20 protein-coding genes are annotated in these 21126 nt (G+C 40.1%); 10 read left to right on the top strand and 10 right to left on the bottom strand.

Annotation, left to right across the window (positions count from 1 at the left end):
• Positions 1 to 362 precede the first annotated feature (362 nt).
• Together FD725_RS19660 and FD725_RS19655 are read left to right on the top strand one after the other, a co-directional pair.
• Positions 363 to 1088: a 1-acyl-sn-glycerol-3-phosphate acyltransferase gene (locus tag FD725_RS19660; protein ID WP_179049702.1), complete on the top strand. Its 726-nt coding sequence runs from the start codon at positions 363 to 365 to the stop codon at positions 1086 to 1088.
• A gap of 336 nt (positions 1089 to 1424) precedes the next feature.
• Positions 1425 to 2267, top strand: a complete 843-nt coding sequence (locus tag FD725_RS19655) for an alpha/beta fold hydrolase (RefSeq protein ID WP_179049701.1) — start codon at positions 1425 to 1427, stop codon at positions 2265 to 2267.
• On the opposite strand, the gene dcd is transcribed toward FD725_RS19655, so the two are convergent.
• Both dcd and FD725_RS19645 read right to left on the bottom strand, forming a co-directional pair.
• On the bottom strand, positions 2264 to 2833 hold the full coding sequence (dcd, locus tag FD725_RS19650) for a dCTP deaminase (protein ID WP_218653192.1): 570 nt from the start codon (positions 2831 to 2833) through the stop codon (positions 2264 to 2266). The two genes, FD725_RS19655 and dcd, sit on opposite strands and share 4 nt — an antisense overlap.
• An 86-nt stretch (positions 2834 to 2919) precedes the next feature.
• Entirely contained in the window at positions 2920 to 3456 is a 537-nt protein-coding gene (locus FD725_RS19645; protein ID WP_179049700.1) for a P-loop NTPase family protein, read from the bottom strand.
• Between the two features lie 233 nt (positions 3457 to 3689).
• Here FD725_RS19645 and FD725_RS19640 point away from each other — a divergent pair, with 233 nt between their 5' ends.
• Entirely contained in the window at positions 3690 to 4103 is a 414-nt protein-coding gene (locus FD725_RS19640; protein ID WP_179051601.1) for a heavy metal-responsive transcriptional regulator, read from the top strand.
• A 247-nt stretch (positions 4104 to 4350) separates the two neighbouring features.
• Here FD725_RS19640 and rppA read toward each other — a convergent pair whose 3' ends face one another.
• Positions 4351 to 5043: a two-component system response regulator RppA gene (gene rppA / locus FD725_RS19635; protein ID WP_179049699.1), complete on the bottom strand. Its 693-nt coding sequence runs from the start codon at positions 5041 to 5043 to the stop codon at positions 4351 to 4353.
• A 108-nt stretch (positions 5044 to 5151) separates the two neighbouring features.
• Here rppA and hisG point away from each other — a divergent pair, with 108 nt between their 5' ends.
• The 4 genes from hisG to FD725_RS19615 all read left to right on the top strand — a co-directional run bounded on the left by hisG (position 5152) and on the right by FD725_RS19615 (position 10503).
• Positions 5152 to 5796 carry an ATP phosphoribosyltransferase gene (gene hisG, locus FD725_RS19630; protein WP_179049698.1) on the top strand — a complete coding sequence of 215 codons (645 nt, stop codon included), beginning with the start codon at positions 5152 to 5154 and terminating at the stop codon, positions 5794 to 5796.
• 119 nt (positions 5797 to 5915) lie between these two features.
• A complete protein-coding gene (locus FD725_RS19625; RefSeq protein ID WP_179049697.1) occupies positions 5916 to 7361 on the top strand; it encodes a cytochrome ubiquinol oxidase subunit I in 1446 nt (481 codons plus the stop codon).
• Positions 7362 to 7533: 172 nt separating this feature from the next.
• Complete coding sequence (gene cydB, locus FD725_RS19620; RefSeq protein ID WP_179049696.1) at positions 7534 to 8547, top strand: cytochrome d ubiquinol oxidase subunit II; 1014 nt, start codon at positions 7534 to 7536, stop codon at positions 8545 to 8547.
• A 114-nt stretch (positions 8548 to 8661) separates the two neighbouring features.
• Entirely contained in the window at positions 8662 to 10503 is a 1842-nt protein-coding gene (locus FD725_RS19615; RefSeq protein WP_179049695.1) for a tetratricopeptide repeat protein, read from the top strand.
• A gap of 446 nt (positions 10504 to 10949) precedes the next feature.
• Here the strand turns inward: FD725_RS19615 and FD725_RS19610 are convergent, their stop codons facing one another.
• The 7 genes from FD725_RS19610 to FD725_RS19580 form a co-directional block, all read right to left on the bottom strand.
• Positions 10950 to 12233: a glycosyltransferase family 87 protein gene (locus FD725_RS19610; protein WP_179049694.1), complete on the bottom strand. Its 1284-nt coding sequence runs from the start codon at positions 12231 to 12233 to the stop codon at positions 10950 to 10952.
• A 187-nt stretch (positions 12234 to 12420) separates the two neighbouring features.
• Positions 12421 to 13743, bottom strand: a complete 1323-nt coding sequence (locus tag FD725_RS19605; RefSeq protein WP_179049693.1) for a hypothetical protein — start codon at positions 13741 to 13743, stop codon at positions 12421 to 12423.
• 66 nt (positions 13744 to 13809) lie between these two features.
• A complete protein-coding gene (locus FD725_RS19600) occupies positions 13810 to 14148 on the bottom strand; it encodes an SMR family transporter (RefSeq protein ID WP_179049692.1) in 339 nt (112 codons plus the stop codon).
• A gap of 20 nt (positions 14149 to 14168) precedes the next feature.
• Positions 14169 to 14738 carry a YqeG family HAD IIIA-type phosphatase gene (locus tag FD725_RS19595; protein WP_179049691.1) on the bottom strand — a complete coding sequence of 190 codons (570 nt, stop codon included), beginning with the start codon at positions 14736 to 14738 and terminating at the stop codon, positions 14169 to 14171.
• A 107-nt stretch (positions 14739 to 14845) separates the two neighbouring features.
• Positions 14846 to 15826 (bottom strand): decaprenyl-phosphate phosphoribosyltransferase, encoded by a 981-nt coding sequence (locus tag FD725_RS19590; protein WP_179049690.1) that lies wholly within the window; start codon positions 15824 to 15826, stop codon positions 14846 to 14848.
• A 462-nt stretch (positions 15827 to 16288) separates the two neighbouring features.
• On the bottom strand, positions 16289 to 17218 hold the full coding sequence (locus FD725_RS19585) for a polysaccharide deacetylase family protein (RefSeq protein WP_306296878.1): 930 nt from the start codon (positions 17216 to 17218) through the stop codon (positions 16289 to 16291).
• A gap of 62 nt (positions 17219 to 17280) precedes the next feature.
• A complete protein-coding gene (locus FD725_RS19580) occupies positions 17281 to 18669 on the bottom strand; it encodes an ABC transporter substrate-binding protein (protein ID WP_372726685.1) in 1389 nt (462 codons plus the stop codon).
• 234 nt (positions 18670 to 18903) lie between these two features.
• Here FD725_RS19580 and FD725_RS19575 point away from each other — a divergent pair, with 234 nt between their 5' ends.
• The 3 genes from FD725_RS19575 (at position 18904) to FD725_RS19565 (ending at position 20945) form a co-directional block, all read left to right on the top strand.
• Positions 18904 to 19662, top strand: coding sequence for a YebC/PmpR family DNA-binding transcriptional regulator (locus FD725_RS19575; protein WP_179049689.1), 759 nt, complete (start codon positions 18904 to 18906; stop codon positions 19660 to 19662).
• 133 nt (positions 19663 to 19795) lie between these two features.
• Positions 19796 to 20089 (top strand): hypothetical protein, encoded by a 294-nt coding sequence (locus FD725_RS19570; protein WP_179049688.1) that lies wholly within the window; start codon positions 19796 to 19798, stop codon positions 20087 to 20089.
• A gap of 649 nt (positions 20090 to 20738) precedes the next feature.
• The gene (locus FD725_RS19565; protein ID WP_179049687.1) at positions 20739 to 20945 is read left to right on the top strand and encodes a hypothetical protein; all 207 of its coding nucleotides are present in this window, start codon (positions 20739 to 20741) and stop codon (positions 20943 to 20945) included.
• The last annotated feature ends 181 nt before the right edge of the window (positions 20946 to 21126 follow it).

Below are 21126 nucleotides of genomic sequence, written 5' to 3'. Positions count from 1 at the left end.
TTATTAAAACGTTTTATATTTTACTTTTATGGAGAAAAACTACGCAATTATATAACATTAGTACCTTTTTTTCAAACCACAATTTAATATTAGCAAATTTCCTAGCTGAAGAATTATTTTGTAATATCTATCAATCCGGCTAATTTTTAGGAAAAAATGGAAATTAACTACTCATAATTTTGGCAAATGCTAGTGATGATGTCTATGGTAACGAAGAATACAAAATCCTCAACCTCTTAGATGTGGCTGCTTTTGCACATAAGACATTTCTATCTTAAGACGGTAATAGCATTGGTAAAGAAATGTAAAAATTATATCAAGATAAACTGCGATATTTTGCCAAAAAAATACATTGATGAGCTATGAGTATCAATAGTCCTTTAGATATTTCTCGCACATTCTTAACAGCACTCTCAACCAGAATGTTCCCCTATTACGAGGATCGCATTCCCCAAGATGCCAGTTTGTTAATAGTGAGCAATCATCGCAGTTTTATGGATGCACTGGTTTTAATGGCAGCTTTATCCAGTCCCATTCGCTTTGCTTGCCATCACTATATGGGACAAGTACCTATCCTGCGAGAGATTGTTACAAGTCAACTAGGTTGCTTTCCCCTAGCAGAAAATCAACAGCGTCAACAAAGCTTTTTTGTGCATTCACAGCAATTATTGCAGTCAAAGCAGATGGTAGGAGTGTTTCCTGAAGGCGCTGATCCGATGGTAAAATCAACTCCAGTTGAGCAGGTAGGCGATTTTCGGCGTGGCTTTGCTCATTTGGCGCTGCGTTCTCAAGTAAAAGACTTGGCAGTTTTACCAGTAGCGATCGCTTCCTTAGAAGAAGTCAACACCACAGCTTTTCCTTTAAAATTTTTGAGTGTATTCGATCCGTCTGAACCATTATTTAATCAATCCGGTTGGCATCCTCTAGTCATCTATCAGCGAGTCGCCGTCTTAATCGGTCGTCCCTACTGGATTACACCCCAACATCACAAGCAATATCACGGCAAACAAGCAAAAAATGTTGTCACTGAACTCACGACACATTGTCACAACGAAATTGCCAGCTTGCTAGTTCAAGGTTGTTATTAAGAGTGCTGAGTGAGAGAGTGCTGTTAGCGGAAGCGGGGCGTTTAGCCCGTGCTGAGTGCTGAGTGCTGAGTGCTGAGTGCTGAGTGCTGAGTCAGGAGTGAGGGAGTGAGGGAGTGAGAGAATAAGAATTGCTAATGACTAATGACCATTGACCATTGACCATTGACCATTGACCATTGACCATTGACCATTGACCATTGACCATTGACCAATGACTTTATAGGAACTTTAATTTTATGATTGTATCTATTAGAGATGATTATCTAATTTACACAGAGTTTGGGTTAGCCATAGGGTAGAGTTTAGAGAATCAGGAAGTTGAATTGAAATTTTGCAATGGCAGAAGTTGAACTAAAACCGTGTTTCCTTGCTCCTCGACGAGTACAACCTGAGTACCCGTTGTTTGTGTATTTGCCAGGAATGGATGGAACCGGTCAGTTATTGCGATCGCAAACTGCGGGATTAGAAACTGGCTTTGATGTGCGGTGTTTGGCTATCCCTCGGCAAGATTTAACTAGTTGGGAAGTCTTAACTAGTAACGTTTTAGATTTAATCCATGCAGAATTAGAGAAAAGTTCCCAGAGAATAGTTTACTTGTGTGGTGAGTCCTTTGGGGGTTGCTTGGCGATGAAAGTAGCCATTCAAGCACCACATTTATTTAAACGCCTGATTCTGATTAACCCGGCTTCTGCGTTTCAGCTGCGTCCCTGGTTAGATTGGATGTCTCAACTGATTTACTTAGTTCCAGAGTGCCTTTATGATGTGGGTGCTTTGGGTTTGTTACCATTTCTTGCTTCATTGCCACGCATATCTCCGAATATTCGCCAAGAACTGCTAAAAACTATGCGTTCTGTACCACCAGAAACAGTAATTTGGCGCTTATCTTTGTTGCGAAAATTCGATGTGAGTGATGAACAGTTGCGTGCTTTAACTCAAGCAACTTTGTTAATTGCTGGTGCGAGCGATCGCCTTTTACCTTCTGTCAGTGAAGTGACACGGTTAAGCGATATTATTCCTAACAGCAAGGCTATAATTCTACCTCAGAGTGGACACGCTTGCTTGCTAGAAGAAGATGTGAATTTATATAACATTCTTCAGGCAAATAGCTTTTTAGAAAGTCCTGCTCAAGTTATGACCAAAATGACATTTAGAGATAAAGTTAAGAGCGATCGCCTCTAAACTTTTGCCAAAGTCACCTTCTCTAGCTGATCTTGATATTTACCCTGACGAGCTTCGTAACTAATAGCACAGGGTTCACCCTCCAGAAATAATAATTGCACCACACCTTCATTGGCATAAATACGACAATCAGCACTAGAAGAATTAGAAAATTCCAGTGTCAAATGACCACGCCAAGCAGCCTCCGCAGGCGTTAGGTTGGCTATTATGCCGCAACGTGCATACGTAGACTTTCCGATACATATAACCGTAATATTACCAGGAACCTCTAGTTTTTCTAAAGCCACACCCAAACCATAAGAGTGAGCCGGCAAAATAAAATAACTGCCATCATCATCTGTATGTAGTGAAGTTGGTTCCAAATTGTGAGGATTAAAGTTTTTCGGATCAACTACAGTTCCCGGAATGTGGCGAAAGATGCGGAACTCAGCCGCCGAAAGCCTAATATCATAGCCATAAGAAGATAAACCGTAGCTAATGACAGGTTGCAGGGTAGAAGATGGTTCTTTTGGGACTTTGCGGATTAAACTTGGCTCAAAAGGGGCAATCATGCCTTGTTGAGCCATTTCCTTAATCCAGATATCATTTTTAATCACAAGTTCACGGGTAATTCCAATCGACATACTAGGATACCGTGAACTGTGGATTTTGTTTAGGGGCGATGACTGCGACGAATCTCTGTAATTTGATCTGCCACATCTAAAATAGATTTTGGCATTTCCGTCCCAGTCAAAATAATATCCACATGAGCAGGACGTTTTGCCAGAAATGTTATCACATCAGTTTCGGGAATTAAGTCAAAGTTAATTGCCAAACTTAACTCATCTAGCACCACCAGAGAATATTTACCTGCGTACACTACCTGTTGTGTGTGTAGCCACAGCTTTTGGATGGCTTGATTTTCTACCTCATCTAGATGTGGTGTATCGATACAACGAGGCAAATCACAGCGAATCCAATCTAAATGTTGTCCTAATTGAATTGGTCTGTCTTGTCCTTGATTTATACCACCTTTGAGAAACTGCACAATTAACACTGGTGTACCTTGACCAGCAATTCTCAGTGCTTGCCCCATAACACTGGTAAAAAAGTTACGATGTGAACTAGTGAAAACTTGCACCAGTCCTTCTAGAGGGTAAGGTAAGCTATGAGATTGATTAGCACTGGGGGTTTCTAACTGGGCAACCATAGATTAAGTTTCAAGAAATTACAATAAACAAAAGTTAGATTTTGCAGAGATTTATATTCGTAGTTTTGTCTGGCAATCCGCTTTATAAGTCAAGCACTAGGCGGTATTTAAGTCAAGAGTTTAAATAAGAAATGAGAGCAGTGTTGATTCCATGACCATATCTACTTGATTCTCCATTTAACTGGAGAGTTTAGGATAATATGAAAACTTGTATCAAACAGGGGCAGGTGACTATGTTAGCCCAAGCAGAATCAAAACAAATTGGTTCAGTTGCCAAAGCAAGCGGTGTACCCATCAAAACTATTCGTTACTACGAAGAACTTGGCCTACTCAAATCATCAGGGAGAACTGAGGGTGGCTTTAGATTATTTAATAGCGATGTTTTATCTCGGTTACACTTTATCAAACGCGCTCAAAGTCTGGGGTTGACGTTATCAGAAATTAAAGAGTTTTTAAATGTTCATGATGCTGGAGAATTACCTTGTGAACAGATAAAAACTAAGCTAGAAGACAAAGTCACAGCCATTGATGAACAAATCCAACAATTACTCATTCTCAGACAAGAATTAACAGGACTGCTTTCTGGTTGGGAAATCAAACCTGAGAGTCCTCACACAACTATTTGTCCGATTATTGAAAGAGAATAGTCTAGGACTTACGCAGTGTCACCAAATTTTCTGGCTTTTTTGTCATTAGTCATTAGTCATTAGTCATTAGTCATTAGTCATTACCTACATTTCTCACAAAACGGTAGGGGCGGGTTCACAAATATGCTTCAATCTTTCACGAATATCTCATGAACCCGCCCCTACAGCCTCTGGGCTTCGGTTGCATAAATTTCGTGAGAAATTCGGGGTAAGTCCTATAGTCGTAGCGCACAGATGTGCGCTAATACTAGTCTATAGCAGAAGTACCGAAGCGATAGCCTTTACCATAGACTGTGTGAATGAGGGGAGTTTCCTTACCGACTTCAACCTTACGGCGTAGTAGTCTAATTAAAGCCGCAATGACATTACTGCTGGGTGATTCGCCATCTTCCCATAAATATTGGAGAATTTGGGCATGAGTTAGTAGTTGTCCAGTGTTTTCCATGAAGTATTGTAGTAGCTGGCTTTCTTTTTGCGATAGTTCAATGACTCGTCCTTGGCGATAAGCAACTTGGTTGTCGCAATCAAGTTCTAAGTCAGCTACAATTAGTTTCCCAGTTACACTGTCATAATTTTGAGAACCAGAACGACGCAATAAAGCCCGGACTCTAGCTAGTAACTCTCGTAATTCAAAGGGTTTGACTAAATAATCATCTGCGCCAGCATCTAAACCCTGTACGCGGTCATCTAGAGTATCTTTGGCTGTAAGGAATAATACGGGAGTAACTTTGCCCTGGTGGCGTAACTCTTGGCAAATCTCCAACCCTGTTTTTCCTGGCAGCATCCAATCTAAAATTAACAGGTCATAACTACCTGCTGCTGCCATTTCACTTCCTCTAGTTCCATCATAAGCTGCGTCTACACCATAACCCTCACGAGTTAAGACGTGACTCAGAGGATCTGTAAGTTCTACTTCATCATCAACTAATAAAATTCTCATGCTGCTTGTGGTAAGCAATAGAGATATTCTCAATAGTGAACTGTCCATCACCCATACTTGAATTTCAGGTGGGGATTTCTAGTTTTCATAAGGATACCAATACAAAAAATGTTAACTGTTGCACTACCCAAAGGGGAACTACTTAAAAATAGCATCCGCTTGCTGCAATCTGTAGGATTAGATTTTAGCGCTTTTTTAGACTCAGGTAATCGTCAACTTCAAATTACTGATGCTAGTGGACAGGCAAAAGGATTACTAGTGAGAGGACAAGATGTGCCTGTGTATGTAGAATACGGTCAGGCTCAAATGGGCATTATTGGGTACGATGTCCTTCAAGAAAAGAAACCGCAAGTAGCCCAGCTAGTAGATTTGCAGTTTGGCTATTGTCGGATGTCGGTGGCTGTTAAAGCGTCTAGTGCTTACAAATCGCCTCTAGATTTACCGCCTGATAGTAGGGTAGCGTCTAAGTATGTCAACTGCGCCCGTGAATATTTTCAAGGGTTGGATTTACCAGTAGAAATAGTCCCGCTTTATGGTTCTGTAGAACTCGGCCCGATTACCGGAATGTCAGAGGCGATTGTGGATTTAGTATCTACAGGGCGAACTTTGCGCGAAAATGGTTTGATTGAAATTACTACTTTGTATGAAAGCACAGCCAGGTTGATTGCTCATCCTCTGAGTTATCGTCTCAATACAGGTAATTTACATAACTTGGTTGAGCAACTACGTGAGGGAGTGTTGACGGCAGTTTAACCTAATCACGTCATTCCCTTCCCCATCCCTCTAGAGGGCGGTGCAAGTATGTCACAAGATTTGCTCTGAGGCTAAAACGTTTATCCTAAATAAGGTGGTTAGCTAATGGGGAATATTCAGTGGAATTTTTATCTGATTCCGTTGTGCTATCACGGATGCAGTTTGCCTTGACGGCGATATTTCATATGCTGTGGCCTGTCTTGACTACGGGGATGGGTATATATTTAGTCATTGTTGAGGGAATCTGGCTGAAAACTAAAAATCCAGATTATTATCTTCATGCTCGCTTTTGGGCTAAATTCTACGTGCTGAATTTTGGCATTGGTGTCGCAACGGGTATCCCAATGGAATTTCAATTTGGGACGAATTGGGCCCCTTTCTCAGAAGCGGTGGGAAATTTTTTTGGTAGTGTTATTGGGTTTGAGGCTTCTTGGGCATTTATGCTGGAAGCTGCTTTTTTAGGGATTATGTTGTTTGGTTGGGAACGGGTGAATCCTGCTATTCACTATCTCTCAACTATTTTGGTGGCTATTGGTGCAAACCTTTCTACTTTGTGGATTTTAACTGCTAATTCTTGGATGCAGACTCCCGCAGGTGGGGAATTGGTGAATGGTAAATTTATTGTCCATGATTATTTTCAAGCAGTTTTAAATCCCTTTATGGTCAATAGTGTGCTGCATATGTTTTTTGCCACACTAGAGACTTCGTTGTTTGTGATTGGTGGGATTAGTGCTTGGTATATTCTCCAAAAACGTCATGAAGCGTTTTTTGCTAAGTCTTTGAAGATTGCTTTAGCAGCTGCGATCGCAGTCGCTCCCTTACAAATATACATCGGACATTTAAGCGGTGAACAAGTCTATCACTATCAACCCACAAAACTGGCAGCAATGGAAGCCCAGTGGGAAAGTTCACCCGCAGGCAAGCCTGCTGACTGGAGTTTAGTCGCCATACCCAACGAAAAAGCCGAGAAAAATGATTGGGAAATCACTATCCCTAATGCTTTGGGATACATTCTGGAATTTAAACAGAATCTTTCTCAACCATTACGGGGTTTGAAGGAGTGGAAACCAAGCGATCGCCCCCACATGGTAGGTTTAATTTACTACGCTTTTCGGGTAATGATTGCGATCGGCTTTTTCTTTGCTGGGTTAATGCTGTTGAGTACTCTGCAATGGTTGCGTGGTAAACTTTCATCGGCAAATATTAGCCAGCAACGTTGGTTGATGCGAGCTTGGGTACTGGCAGCTCCTTTAGGATACATTGCTGTAGAATCAGGCTGGATTGTACGTTGTGTTGGTAGACAACCTTGGACACTTTACGGACAAATCCGCACTGTTGATGCAGCTTCCCAGCTTCCCGCCAGTAATGTTGTCGTCTCACTCAGCAGCTTTGCCATAGTTTACACAGTGTTATTTGTTGCTGCGATGTACTTTGGTAGCCGCATCATCCGCACAGGCCCAAATCTAGAATTACCAATCCCCGGCGTAGAAATTACCAAGCCTGCAGTAGATACAACCCCTGGTGAGTTTGTCCCCGATGAACGTCCAGTGGAAGCACAACAGTGAGTGAGGGAGTGCTGTTAGCGGAAGCGGGGCGATGAGCCGCGTGCTGAGTCGGGAGGGAGGGACAAGGGGACAAGGGGACAAGGGGAGAGTAAATTAATTACTATTAACCAATGACTAATGACTAATGACCATTGACTATTGACTATTGACTATTGACTAATAAGGAAATGATATGGAGACGCTTCAGTATTTTCTCCCACAAGTTTGGTTTGTGATTTTAGCCTTATTTCTCTTCCTGTATGTCATGTTAGATGGATTTGATTTAGGGGTGGGGATTTTATCGCTTACCTCCTCTGATGACGAACGGCGGGGAATTTTGATGACTAGTTTAAGTAACATTTGGGATGCAAATGAAACTTGGTTAGTTCTCATGGGAGGGGGTTTATTTGGTGCATTTCCTCTGGCTTATGCCACGATTTTAAATGCCTTGTATATTCCTATTTGGGTGATGATATTTGGGTTTATTTTTCGGGGTGTAGCTTTTGAGTTTCGGGAATTATCAAGACGAAAATTATTTTGGAATTTCGCCTTCGGTGCAGGGAGTTTTACGGCTGCATTGGGGCAGGGATTTGCTTTGGGTGCGGTACTCAAGGGTATTAAAGTTGATGAGACGGGACACTTTATTGGTAGTACTTGGGACTGGTTTAGTTTACCGTCTGTGTTAGTGGCGTTAACTTTAATTCAAGGTTATGTGTTGATTGGTTCAACTTATCTGGTGTGGAAAACTACAGGTGAGTTGCAGGAAACTCACTATAAAACGGCGAAACTTGCCGCTTGGACAACTTTAATCGGTGCAGTTTTGATCACGATTACTACACCAATAATTTACGAAAGTGCCAGAACAAAATTGTTTCAGCAACCCTTAGTTTATATCTTTGCTGTGATTCCTATCTTGGGTGTACTGTTGATTTGGCAATTATTACAGAGTCTTAACCGCAAAGAAGAACGTGCGCCTTTTGTTTGGACAATTCTTTTGTTTGTAGTATCGTTTTTTGGCTTGGGATTAATTGTTTTTCCTTACATCATCCCACCGCAAATTACAATTTATGAGGCAGCTGCTGATCCTAGTTCGCTGGTGATCATGATTATTTTTATTGGTTTCCTGATTCCCGTCATGTTGTTTTACAATCTTTATCAGTACATTGTGTTTCGGGGTAAGGTAACTGGTGGTAGTTATGGGGAATAGGGGATAGTCATTAGTCATTGGTACTGAAGTTTAGGAAAAAATTACATACTAGTCATGTGAAAAACTGACAAACTACTAGAATGGAAAGTGATGTGATGTTCTCCCATAGCTAAAGTGTCAGATTCTTTACCATTAGGCGATCGCTATCTCGCTCTCATTGACGAAATTGTCCAACTCACTCTCCAGGGCAAAATTAGCTCAGTGGAGATGGTGTACCAAATGCTGCAAAAAGGGATCACAGTTGGTACGGGGGAGGTGTTTGAGTTAGTGTTGAGCGATCGCTTAAATACTAGCCAATCTCAGGTAGATCGAGAAACAGATGAACTGAAAAAAGCCAAGGCTAGCCGGAGTTTACGCGCTATCAAGACGATCCAAAGTCAATGGCAAAGATATTCACAGCAAAATCAAGCCATAGAAGCGATCGCTAGTGCAGTGCAAGAAATTACCACAGCTACTGAGAGCGATCGTCTAGCTATATTCTTACGCATTATTGACCCTAATCTCAAAAACCCCCTGAATCTGTCACAACTCCAGCAATTAGCCAAGTCTCTACAACAATTTGCCCAGTTTAATCCTGATATCTCGCAAATCTCCCAAGGCATTACCCGTGGTTTAGCATCTTGGCAAAGAGTACAAGACGACTTGATTAGCTGGATGTATGAACAAAATCAGGCGTTAGGATTTGGTGGTGTACCGGGGGAAACTGGCCCTTGGGCCACTTGGGCAAAAAAAGTTAATAGTGAGTTACCCCAAGCTTTATTTCGTAGCCTAGCGCTTGAGCAATCTCCCATATCTTTTACCCAAAACCATCCCCAGATTACCTTGAGTGATTTGGTAGAAATAGCCTTGATTTTGCAATATCTGCAACGAGGTTTAGTTAACTGGTTTGACCAACAACCATACAATATTCAAGCAGGATCAAAATTATCCATTTCTACTTTTTTGACTTTTGCGGTAATTTGGAGTCAATTAGCTAGCGGTTTTCAGAGTCAAGCTGTTTATAGCAATGGCTGCTCACAAATCATGCTGCAAATTCTCCGCACTTTTGCCCAACGTGCCTATTTTCCCATGTATGGGGGGATTTTTGCTTCCTTTTCTGGTAGCTATTTGCGAGATGCTTTAGATTATTTGGATGAACCATTACGCTCAGTTGAGGGAACCCAGGAAAAAGCGCGAATTTTAACACTTTTAGGCTATTCTCAGCGTGCTTTGGGACAATATCAACGTTCTATTCAGTTTCATGAACAAGCATTAGAAATTGCCAGAAATGCAGGCGATCGCTTTTGTGAAATTGCCAATCTCAATCACCTCAGCCGTACCTATGTACAAGCAGAAAATTATGCTGAGGCTATTAATTATAGTCAAAGGGCGTTAATTTTGAGTCGGCAAGCAGGCGATAAGACAGGTGAGACTAATGCGCTGGTGAATCTCGGTTACAGCGAAGTGATGCAAGCGCAACAGCTAGAACAAATAGAACCAGAAACCTATGAAATGCCAATTAATTATTTAGAACAAGGATTAAAATTAGCGGAAAAATCCGGGGATATTCAAAGTAAAGCCTTGTGTGTCAGTAGCTTGGGTATTGCCTATTTAGTTGTTAGTCAGCCACAAGAGGCAATTAAATATTTGGAAGAAGGCTTTAAGACAGCCCAAATTTCTGGTGATTTGTACCTGCAAGGGAGAAATTTAGCATACTTAGCACAAGCCTACTCTCAATTACAAAATGTTGAGAAAGCCATTTACACTGGTTGTCTAGGAATGTATTTGTTAGAACAAATATCTTCCCAAGAATGGCGACAACCAGCCAAATTACTGACAATTTTACAAGGGCAAATAGGGGTAGAGAATTTTCTCAATTTCCTCCAACAATATCGGACTAAAATTATCTCAATTATTGGTGTAGATGGGTATGATTATATTCCTAATTTACTACAATTGTATCAGCAAGATATATGAGTTATGGGGATGTTAATGCAGATGAAGTTTTGCAAGCTTTAGAGGGTGTTGGAAAAGTTTCAGTAGGTATAAAAATGTCATTCTGACTGGAGCGGAGCGTCAGGAAGAATCTAGGTTTTGTGGCACATACCGAGATGTTTCATTCCGCTACGCTGCATTCAACATGACAAAGAAACAGACTTTTCCAACGTCTTCTTAGAACAGAATTTCTAAAATTTGTGTTGTTGATTAATATAGATAGTCAGCTAATACCAATTTCCTTTAAATGTGAACAGTAGAGACGTTGCAATGCAACGTCTGTACATAATTTATGTGTATCATGATTAACGTGAACTGGTATTACCTGTTCCCTACTTTCACGAAAGGAATTTTTCAGCAAGCCCTAATTAAAATCACAGCTAACCACTTTTCAAACAACCTCTAAACCTACATCTAGTGAGGAATTGCTATGCTTCTGTTAATGGATGTTTTGCACCATACCAACGAGCTGCTAGTAAGATTCCTAGTAATAAAAGACAGCCAAAAAAGTAATGAGAAACGAAAAAATAATAATACCAAAAATCGAACATAGAATTTTGAGAATCAATAGTATTAACTGGTAAAGACGTTAACAAGATACTGGACAACATACTCCTAGACCATAACCGTCCTTGAGGAATGGCTAATTGCTTGCCAATATATAGCCCAAAAGGTAAGAGCAAATATACATAGTAGTGTGTCCAAGAAATTGGACTAATCAGGAGAGATAAACAGATCACAATAGAAAACTCTAGGTTTTTTTGTGCCAAAGTTTTTGGTACTTTGGATTTCCAACATACCCAAATACTTGTACCTAAGAGTAATGCTAGCAAAGCATATCTAACTAATTTATAACGCCAATCAACCTCCAAAGGAGACCAATTAGTCAGATGATTAGAGGCAATGAAACGGCTTAAAAAACCATCAACTGACTGGACATTATAAGCAGCCAATGGTTTACCTGCATAAGTCTGGATACATTCTTGATACCAAGTTATGTGTAAATCTAGCCCAAATACCAACAGTGATGACCCGACAATTATCAACATACTGACAGCAAATCCTGTACAGGCCATCCATCGTTTCCTGAGAGCAAGATAAACAGCTAAAAGTAAAATGGGTGGTTTAATCACAGTGCCTATAGCTAACAAACAACCGAGCCAAAACTCTCGCTGATAGCGAATGCACAAAACTCCTAATAGTAAAAATAGTAAAACGAAATGGGAAGTATTACCTTCTCGAAAACAGTAGTAAAGAGGGCCATTAATCACAAAAAGACCCAGCAATGCTAACCTTCTCTGACCAGAAATATGGGAAAATTTGATTAAAATATAAATAATTGCAATAATCGCGGCAATACTAATAACAGACAGGAGAATATGCGCTTGATTAATGCTAAGGTAAGAAAAAGGAGTAAATAAAAAAGCCACAATCGGGATATTCACAAACTTATGTATACCGCCTCCTGGTTGATATAGTAGTGATGGATTTTCAATCACTAGGCGACCAGCAGGATAATAAGCTTTATCAAAATCACTGAATAAAACATAGGGGCTAGATAATGTAGCTAGAAGTATCGCTATTGCTAGAAATGGAATGCCATATCCTAACCAAATTAGCCAGCTATTTTTTATATATTTTTTAGCAACCAAATTAACAGCAAAAATCACTGAAATTGCCGCTATGTAACCTAAGTAAAGAATAACTCTCATTTTTTACCTAATAATTAATAATGTTTTGTGTGCTAGTAGGTTGGGTGTGATACAGCAGAACCCAACATCCTCATCGTGGTTGGGTTCTGCTGCTACATCTATTAAATATGAAATTAACCAAACCTACATAAGTAAAAACCCACAACTGCGAGATAAAAAACATTTTTTAGCTTCTAATCTCGAATCTCTATGGGGAAACTGAAGGTAAGTTGTTTTTTTGGATAACTTGCTGGCGTTGTGGGCCTTGAGTGTCAAAAAAATCTATGACTTTACTAAATTGCAGATTGTTGTTAATACTGACAGTGATGACTAACATTCCTGTTAATGCTAGAGCGATGGTTCGCGCACGAGTTAATGTACTCAGTGCCACCAATAAAACTAATAAAGGTGCAAAATGTAAGGAAAATAGAAACGTCTCATCGCCATATATGGAGTGCAATGCCAACTGTCCTAGTATTGTGAAACCGAGCAATAAGCGGAATTGGAGATGTTTTTTAATAGAAAATATTGCCCAGATACCTAAACCTAAAAGTCCAGCCCATAATCCAACAGCAATATAACCCCAAATACTACCTGATCCTGGTGCTGATGCTTGAACGCTCATGATTTGCCAGTGAGGCAATCGATTGTTAGGTAGCACATTAAACGATGGCATGATCAGCGAATGAAAAATAAAAGATTTCAGAGATGTTAATACTCCTCCTGATGCTGCCATATTAATGTATTTCTTTTCCTCGCGATCGCCTAGAAAAAATTGTACAGTAGGGAATATAGCCTTCTGCACAGACCAGAGTAAAACTACTACACAGAAGCCATTAACCGTAATTTGCAATGCACGCCGCCATTGGTAGTTAATGAAGGTAGCAAGAATGCCTACCATCCAGTTGGTAATTGTGAAACTCAAAGTCAGGGCGCTAACAATGACATACCAGGTATCGGTGACTGAGTAATGTAGGGTTATGGCAAAGAAGCACAGCCCAATTAAGATGGATAAAGAGCCAAATGAGTAAGTTTCTGGCACAACAAACCAAAAAATAGCGGCGGCACTTGTCATTGCTAAGATGCTAAATAATGTGGCATCAAATCGTCGGCAGCTAATCAATCTGAGGATGAGAAAAAATGTTCCCAACCATAAGCCAGCGACAGTCGCAATCACTAACCTCACAGCTGTCAGAGCTTCAATGCCAAATGCCAGTTTGAGAGCGAGTACTACTGGTAAAGTGAGTATGACAAACAGAGGATGGACTTTCGTGCGATAATGGTCAGCTTCGGGACGAACCATATCGTCAAATACTCGTGGACAGTCAGCCCCAAACCACACATTATAAGCATCTGGATCTACTATTCCTTGATGCAGTAACTGCGAGCCTTGATAAGTAAGAATTCCTCCTAATCCTGCTAAGATAGTGATGATAGAAATATCCAGCCAGTGCTTTTGGAGTTTGTCATAACTGCTTGCAGAAAAAAAGTTTTGAAGCTTGAAAATCAATTTGTCAAAAGAAAACTGCATAGACTTTGTAACTTTGACCTCATATCGTCATAATTCAATAGTGTTCCCATATTTGCCGATCAAAGTTTAAGCAGATTTAGCTAAGGCGATCGCACCAATTCCACTTAGCATTAAACCTACACCAATCCATTGGGTAACTAAAACTTTTTCTCGTAAAATGACTGCCCCGATGATAGTTGTGGCTACAATCGTTAATCCTATAACTAGGGGGTAGGCTGTAGATAAATTCAATTTCCCCAAAACCAAGATATAAAAAACTGTACTTAAGCCGTAGCTACAGATTCCTCCTAAAAGATATATATTTAGAGGATTTTGACCTGCACCTAGTTTTAATAAAGTTTGAGCTAGAGTATTTAAACCTACTGTAATCAAAATTAGTAAGGCAAAGACAATCGGATGATTCATCTGAATGATTTAGTTAATTTCTATGCAAAAATCTTATAACCAAAAGCCCCATCAAATTCCCACAATTCTTCTGTATGGGGATAGGGCATCTGTACCCATTTACCAGCTAATTTTTCCCACCATCGTGGAGGATGAGGTAAGCTGGCAACTTGAATACAGCGACAACCAGAAAGCTTTGCACCCATAACATCAGTATGGAAGCTATCACCAATCACAACTACATTTTTCGGAGACAAACGCATCTGTGTCATTGCTTGACGAAATGCAGGTGGGAAAGGTTTTTTAGCTGGACTAATCGCGGCAATATCTAAGCGATGAGACCAATATTTGACGCGGTAGCGACGTTTGCCATTGGAGAGAATAAATAATTTTAATCCAGCCAATTTTGCTTGGGAAATCCAATCTTCTGCCCAGGGTGATAAGTAGCGATCGTCTTCCGAGATGATTGTATTATCTAAGTCGAGGATAATGCCTCTAATCCCGGCTGCTTTGAGCCAGTCAATCTCAATTTGGGCTAGTTGAGTAATGCGTGTTGGTAATTTCTGCGTTTGTAAATCTAAGTTATCCAACTCAGGTTTGATATTTTTCATGTAGTTTAAAGACGATACAAGGCTAGAAATGAAAGACTGGACTCTACCTCATCTGATCAAGAACTGCTATTACCTATGACCTGTTACCTGTTACCTGTTACCTTTTATTACTGAATAATTCCTTGATTTTTTAACCAGAGAATCGCAAAACACACACAAATCCAACCCAGAACTGTAAATAAGATTCCTTTGTCTTTTAATAAGACTTCTTCTGGTCTTTCGCTACGTCCACCTTTTTCTGCGTGATCTTCACTGTCACTAATAATCTCTTGTGGATCACTGAGTAGTTGGTAGCGGAAAATGCCGTAGAGAACAAATGGGAGTGTTAATAACATCCAAGATGTCGATGCACCATGTAGCGCTGGGCCTGCACTCCAAAGAGTGTAAGAGACAACTGTACCTGTGGTAACTACACTTTCCATCCGTCCTAACAAGGGTAAAGAGTAGCGTCTCAATACAGCACGGAGTTTTGTACCTTGAACTTGTGCCAATCGCAACTCAGCTTTACGCTTTTCGATACCGAGAAATAAAGCCAACATGGCTGTACACAGCAAAAACCAAGCTGACAAAGCGATATTGGTAGCAGCCGCACCACCAAAAGCACGGAGTACAAATCCCGTGGCGATCGCAATAATATCTAAAATCACCATCCGTTTGAGTCGCAGGTTATAAGCAACTTGCAACATGGCGTAACCTGTTATCGCTAAACCCAACTCTGAAGATCGCCACCAGCTAAGACTCACTGCACTACCGAGTAGGATTACTGCCATAGCTATGGCTACGGGGATACTGACGAATCCAGCTGCGATCGGTCGTTTACACTTGACGGGATGCTGACGGTCAGATTCTACATCTGCAATATCGTTGATCAGATAAAAACCACTGGATGTACAACAAAATAAAGCAAATGCTAAAAAACTACCTAGTAGGGACTGTAAATTTATACTAAAAGCAAATAACGGTGCGGCAAATACCACAAGGTTTTTTGTCCATTGTCTTGGACGTAGTGCTGCTACATGGTATCTTAGATTTTTGGAGCTACTTGCTGCTAAAGAGCCTTTTGCTAAAGAGTTACGTCCAGTATCCATAAATTTTGTGTTGGGTTTCCCCAATAGGGTTGAAGTTACGCACTTAAGTTTTTTCACTAACCAGATATTACTATTTCTGAATATTTTTTTACTCGCGTAACGTAAGATTTTACTTAATCTTTAAGAGGTTTTACGGATGTTACACATAGAGAAAACCCTTAAAGACAGTATTTTCTGTATCAGAACGCCTGATTTTGATTCGGTTTTACGTATTTTGGCTGATATTGTGTGGATCACTTCACAAATAAACAAGATGTAGGGGAATTGGGGACAAATCAATTCAAAATGACGCTCGCGGACTCGCTCTAAGCGAAGCTATGCCGTTCGCGTTAGCGTCTCTGAAAGAGAAGGCTTTACGCTGCGCTAACAAAATTCAAAAATAATGACTCAGGACTAATGACCAATTACCAATGACTATCGCCTATTGCCTATTCCCTCTCTCAACTAGATAATTTTGCACGACTACTGACATTGCTGATTATTTATTAAAGATGCTTCTTTTGTATTTTTGAGGATTTGTTGAGGAGTTTTATGATAGTTGACGATCAAACGAGAGATTTGATAATAATTATTTTGGCAAGTATAATTTAAAATTTCATCATTATATAAATACCCTGATAAATAATATTTAGAAACATACAATTCTACTTGTTTGTTATGAGTCCCATAGGGATAGGCAAAATGAGATGCTACTGTTTGCTCAGGGTCTAAATCTTCTGTACAGTTTCTCAGGATAGTTCTAGCTTGTAAAATTTCATTGACAAGCTCTCGACGTGCTAATAATGTTAAATCTTTATGACTTAATCCATGAGATTGGATATCATAAAAGCCTGCTTTAAATCCTGCTCTTAATTCTTGACAACTCAGATGGGTGCTACGACGAATCCTTGCTGTTGCTAGATTGCCTGGGTTAATAAATAAAACTATTTTTACTTTTTTTCCATATTTTTTTTCGAGTTTTAGTAAGACAGGTAATAATTTTGTATGCACTGATTTATAGCCATCATCAAATGAAAGCATGATTGGCTTTTTTGTCCGATATTCATAGGGAATATCTTGGTTTTTGGTTAAAAAGAAATCATATAAATCTTGTGTTGTTAAAAACCAATAATTGTTAATAATTAAATATTCTAAAAGTTTTTCCATCTCTTGTTGAGAATAGTGCATTTCTTCTGTATCTACAGGCACATGAATGTTTTGCTTTTTACCATCTAGAATACCGTGAAAGCCTAAAATAGGAACTGTAGGTTTAGTATATTTAAAATTTATAGCTGCGAAAGAAATTAAAGAAACTAAAGCTAGAGTAGCAGGTAAATTTTGGGAGGTCATTTTGGTGGTAGTTTTGCCCTGGCAATTATTTTTTATACCATAATAAATAGGTGATTTTCCCAAAAATTATCCAGAGCGATCGCCTAATCATGACTGTGGCATTTGCCAGACTGAAAACTACACAGCTATTTGAAAATCAAATCTAAACGTTGTTGGCCAGCCTTGAGCGCATCGGCTGGAGAACTTTTACCCAACAATACAGTTTCAATTGCTCCACCGAGAATTACCGAAATGCGATTATATCCAGGGAAAGTCGGACGCGATCGCCCATATTTGGCTTGTTCTAAAAATATCTTAATTTGCGGTAACTGCTGGACAAATTCCTGATACTTTGCGCTTTGACGAGACTTTAAATTAATTGGTAAATAACCAGTCCCCAAAGCTAATTCTGTTTGAAATTCTTCACTGGCGGCATACTCTAGAAATGTAAACGCAGCTTTTTCTTTGGCTGGCGTAGTCTTAAACATAAACAGATTTTCACCGCCAATGACAGTGGCTGGTAATTGCTGGACGGGAATAGGAAAAACATCAAAATCAATCCCACTAGCTTGAAATTCTCCCAAAGTCCAAGGGCCAGTTAATTGCATGGCCACCTTACCAGCTAGCAAGTCATTTGTCTCATAACCTCGTTCCGGGGCAGACAAAACAGCAGAACCATCTGTAATTAAATCACGCCACAATTGCAAAGCAGCGATCGCCCCAGAATTATCTTGTAAAGTTACCCCAGCTGCATTTTGTGAATCTCCGCTTACCAACTCACCGCCGCCACTCCACATAAATGGTAGCCAAGTAAATACAGTAAACTCACCTTTACCCAAAGGTAATAACATCCCATGTTGATCAATCCGTCCATCCCCATCAGTATCACGAGTTAACTGCTTGGCAACTTGGCGCAACTCCTCCCAAGTCCGGGGTAACTTTGTAATTCCTGCCGCTTTAAACAAACTGGGACGGTAAAAAACACCAACATTATTTGTCGCAAAAGGGACTGCCCAAATTTTGCCCTGATATTCTAGAGACGGGAATAATGAAGGGTCAATTTCATCTTTGATAGGGGAATTCTCCAACATTTTATCCAAAGGCATCAAAGCATTTATTTCTGCCAATTGGCCCGTCATTGCTGGGTTGTACCACAAAATATCCGGAGGCGCATTACCGACAACGGCTGCCAAAATCTTAGGCATTTGTTGATCTTGCTGTCCCACATAAAGCGCCTCTAGCTGAATTTTGGGGTGAGTTTGGTTAAATTTATCCACCAGCTTTTGCAACACATCCCGATTTGGTGGTGGGTTCACCCCATGCCACAAAGTCAAATGAATAACCTGCTCTCCCCTTCCCCTCTGGATGATCTGACATCCACCCATAATCATCGTTACCGCCAGCAACACTAGCAGTAACCGCTTCAGACGAAATCGCCAATTTTTTCCCCTCACCCTAGAACTACCAGAGAAGAAAAAAAATTGCCAACAGCGCTGGTAAAACAGATTAAGCAATGTTTTGATGCTGATCATCATAGTGAGAGAGTGCTGAGTCAGGAGTGAGGGAGTAAGGGAGACAAATCAATTCAAAATTCAAAATTCAAAATGGAAGGGGACAAGGCAAATGACTATTGACTATTGACTATTGACTATTGACCATTGACTATTGACTATTGACCATTGACTATTGACTATTGACCATTGACTAATGACTATCACTAGAAGCTAGGTATATCTTAATCTTGGAAGAGAGATTTATTAGCTTGGGTTATGGCAGGACATAGTAAATGGGCAAATATTAAACGCCAAAAAGCAGCAGTAGATGCCAAAAGGGGTAAGACGTTTACTCAGTTATCGAGGGCAATTATTGTCGCTGCGAGGAACGGTATACCTGATCCGGCGGGAAATTTTCAACTCCGCACCGCTATCGAGAAGGCCAAAGCAGCAGGTATTCCCAACGATAACATTGAACGAGCGATCGCCAAAGGTGCAGGAACTTTTGATAGTGATCACAACAGTCTGGAAGAAATTCGCTACGAAGGTTATGGCCCTGGTGGTGTAGCCATCTTAATTGCAGCGCTGACAGATAATCGCAATCGGACTGCTGCTGACTTACGGGTAGCTTTTAGTAAAAATGGCGGTAATCTGGGCGAAACTGGTTGCGTGAGTTGGATGTTTGAGCAAAAAGGTGTGTGTGTCGTGCAAGGAGTAGTTGATGAAAACGAGCTTTTAGAAGCATCCTTAGAAGGTGGTGCTGAGTCTTACGAAATTACGGAAGATGAAACCACAGAGGTATTGACAGATATCGGTAATTTAGAAACCCTCAACCAGATACTGAAAGACAGAGGTTTTCTGGTGAGTGATGCTGAGTTGCGCTGGATTCCTAGTAATCATGTAGAAGTCACAGAATCTGAGCAAGCGCGATCGCTCCTCAAATTAATTGATACTCTAGAAGGATTGGATGATGTACAAAATGTTACATCTAATTTTGAAATGTCAGAAAACTTAATCGCTACAAGTTTTGTCTAGTCAGGAATTTGCCTAAAAGTGTCCTATTTTACTATTGTAAAAATAGACACGAAATTTTCATATCAAATATAAACAAATGACAAACGGCTATGGGATAGTTTAACCATCGAATCCAGAAGAGGAGACACTTCTTATGAATAAGTTTGCTCAAGCCTTGTTGCTCAGTTTCTTATTTGCTGCTCCCGTAGCCGTTTTTGCTCCTGTTGTTCAAGCTAAAACTGCTTCTAGCCAAACTGAAAATACTTCCTCCCCAGTCAAGACTAAAGCTATTAAATCAACAGGTAAAAAAATTAAACACCATCATCGTAGACATAAAGTTCATCATCATCAATCTAGCCGTCATATTACTCGGAAATCTTTAGCTAAAGCACCCACAACAAAAGTATCTACACCGAATAAAACTGTTGTCAAAACCCCACAGAAATAAGTCATACTATATTCTCTTCAGGCATCATCTAGCGCAAGACTATAGTTTGTTCTAGTGGTTAAATTTCGCTCCCTATACTTTAACCCTGCACAACATCAAATGCGGGGTTTTTATTTGATATAAACACCACACCATCTAGCTCTACAGCCCTACTGGCAAACAGTAGGGCTTTTCATTTTTGATGAAGCTATTACAACGTGAGTTCGACGGCTGAAAAAAACCCTCTCCAAACCTCTCACGCCAGTTGCTACAACGGGGGTAACCCGATGCCAGTTTGCACAAGTCGGGAGACCCGCCCATGCAACTGGCTCCGCAACGCACTGGCTCCCCTAAAAGGAGAGAGGCTTTAAAAGCTCGATTTTTCGTTGATCTGTGATGCTCTTGGCTCCCCTCTCCGCGTCGGAGAGGGGCTGGGGGAGAGGTCAAAAAAAGTTGTCGAACTCACGTTATTACAGTCTGTAAATAAAAAATAATCTTGTTTATATACTTTTTTATTTGTTAACAAAACGACAAATATTTTGACCTTTTTAAAAGTAAAAAATACTCTAAAAATATACATCAAAAATTCACATAGACAACAAACATTTGTCATATGTTGCTAACATAATGAACTCATCCAGAAACGGATTAATCAAATAAGGAGACACGAATGAATAAGTTCACCAAAGTTTTAGTTTTAACCTTAATCTTGACTGCACCTGTAGCAATTTCTGCAACCTTAATTCCAGCCTCTCCTGCAACTGCAGCTACGGCAGTTTCTAGACATCATAAGCAACATCGAATGAATCACAAAGTAAAGCATAAAATTTCTCGTCATCACATTCGCAAACATCATAAATCAGTACGACTTAAATAAGCATAAAAACTATAAATAGAGATGCTAAATGTTGCATCTCTATCAGTTTTTAGGAAAATTTTGTGGCGGGTTGCTGGACTAAATCAGTTACCAGTTAACAGTTATCAGTTACCAGTTAATAAACGTTAACTGTTTACTAAATACATTCCTAATGCTCTAGTAATCTAGAAGTAGGTTGGAT

It is taken from the genome of Nostoc sp. TCL26-01 (genome assembly GCF_013393945.1).
In the GTDB taxonomy this organism is placed as follows: Bacteria; Cyanobacteriota; Cyanobacteriia; order Cyanobacteriales; family Nostocaceae; genus Trichormus.
The sequence above is the reverse complement of the archived record's forward strand: the minus strand, read 5'-3'. Positions and strand labels throughout refer to the sequence as shown.

Bases quoted from the DNA above. Each gene is read 5' to 3' on its own strand.
- FD725_RS19580 (WP_372726685.1), bottom strand. From the start codon at position 18,669: ATGATGATCAGCATCAAAACATTGCTTAATCTGTTTTACCAGCGCTGT.
- dcd (WP_218653192.1), bottom strand. From the start codon at position 2,833: ATGGCTCAACAAGGCATGATTGCCCCTTTTGAGCCAAGTTTAATCCGC.
- FD725_RS19610 (WP_179049694.1), bottom strand. From the start codon at position 12,233: ATGAGAGTTATTCTTTACTTAGGTTACATAGCGGCAATTTCAGTGATT.
- FD725_RS19575 (WP_179049689.1), top strand. From the start codon at position 18,904: ATGGCAGGACATAGTAAATGGGCAAATATTAAACGCCAAAAAGCAGCA.
- FD725_RS19590 (WP_179049690.1), bottom strand. From the start codon at position 15,826: ATGGATACTGGACGTAACTCTTTAGCAAAAGGCTCTTTAGCAGCAAGT.
- FD725_RS19605 (WP_179049693.1), bottom strand. From the start codon at position 13,743: ATGCAGTTTTCTTTTGACAAATTGATTTTCAAGCTTCAAAACTTTTTT.
- FD725_RS19600 (WP_179049692.1), bottom strand. From the start codon at position 14,148: ATGAATCATCCGATTGTCTTTGCCTTACTAATTTTGATTACAGTAGGT.
- hisG (WP_179049698.1), top strand. From the start codon at position 5,152: ATGTTAACTGTTGCACTACCCAAAGGGGAACTACTTAAAAATAGCATC.
- rppA (WP_179049699.1), bottom strand. From the start codon at position 5,043: ATGAGAATTTTATTAGTTGATGATGAAGTAGAACTTACAGATCCTCTG.
- FD725_RS19640 (WP_179051601.1), top strand. From the start codon at position 3,690: ATGTTAGCCCAAGCAGAATCAAAACAAATTGGTTCAGTTGCCAAAGCA.
- FD725_RS19645 (WP_179049700.1), bottom strand. From the start codon at position 3,456: ATGGTTGCCCAGTTAGAAACCCCCAGTGCTAATCAATCTCATAGCTTA.
- FD725_RS19660 (WP_179049702.1), top strand. From the start codon at position 363: ATGAGTATCAATAGTCCTTTAGATATTTCTCGCACATTCTTAACAGCA.
- FD725_RS19655 (WP_179049701.1), top strand. From the start codon at position 1,425: ATGGCAGAAGTTGAACTAAAACCGTGTTTCCTTGCTCCTCGACGAGTA.
- FD725_RS19595 (WP_179049691.1), bottom strand. From the start codon at position 14,738: ATGAAAAATATCAAACCTGAGTTGGATAACTTAGATTTACAAACGCAG.
- FD725_RS19565 (WP_179049687.1), top strand. From the start codon at position 20,739: ATGAATAAGTTCACCAAAGTTTTAGTTTTAACCTTAATCTTGACTGCA.
- cydB (WP_179049696.1), top strand. From the start codon at position 7,534: ATGGAGACGCTTCAGTATTTTCTCCCACAAGTTTGGTTTGTGATTTTA.
- FD725_RS19570 (WP_179049688.1), top strand. From the start codon at position 19,796: ATGAATAAGTTTGCTCAAGCCTTGTTGCTCAGTTTCTTATTTGCTGCT.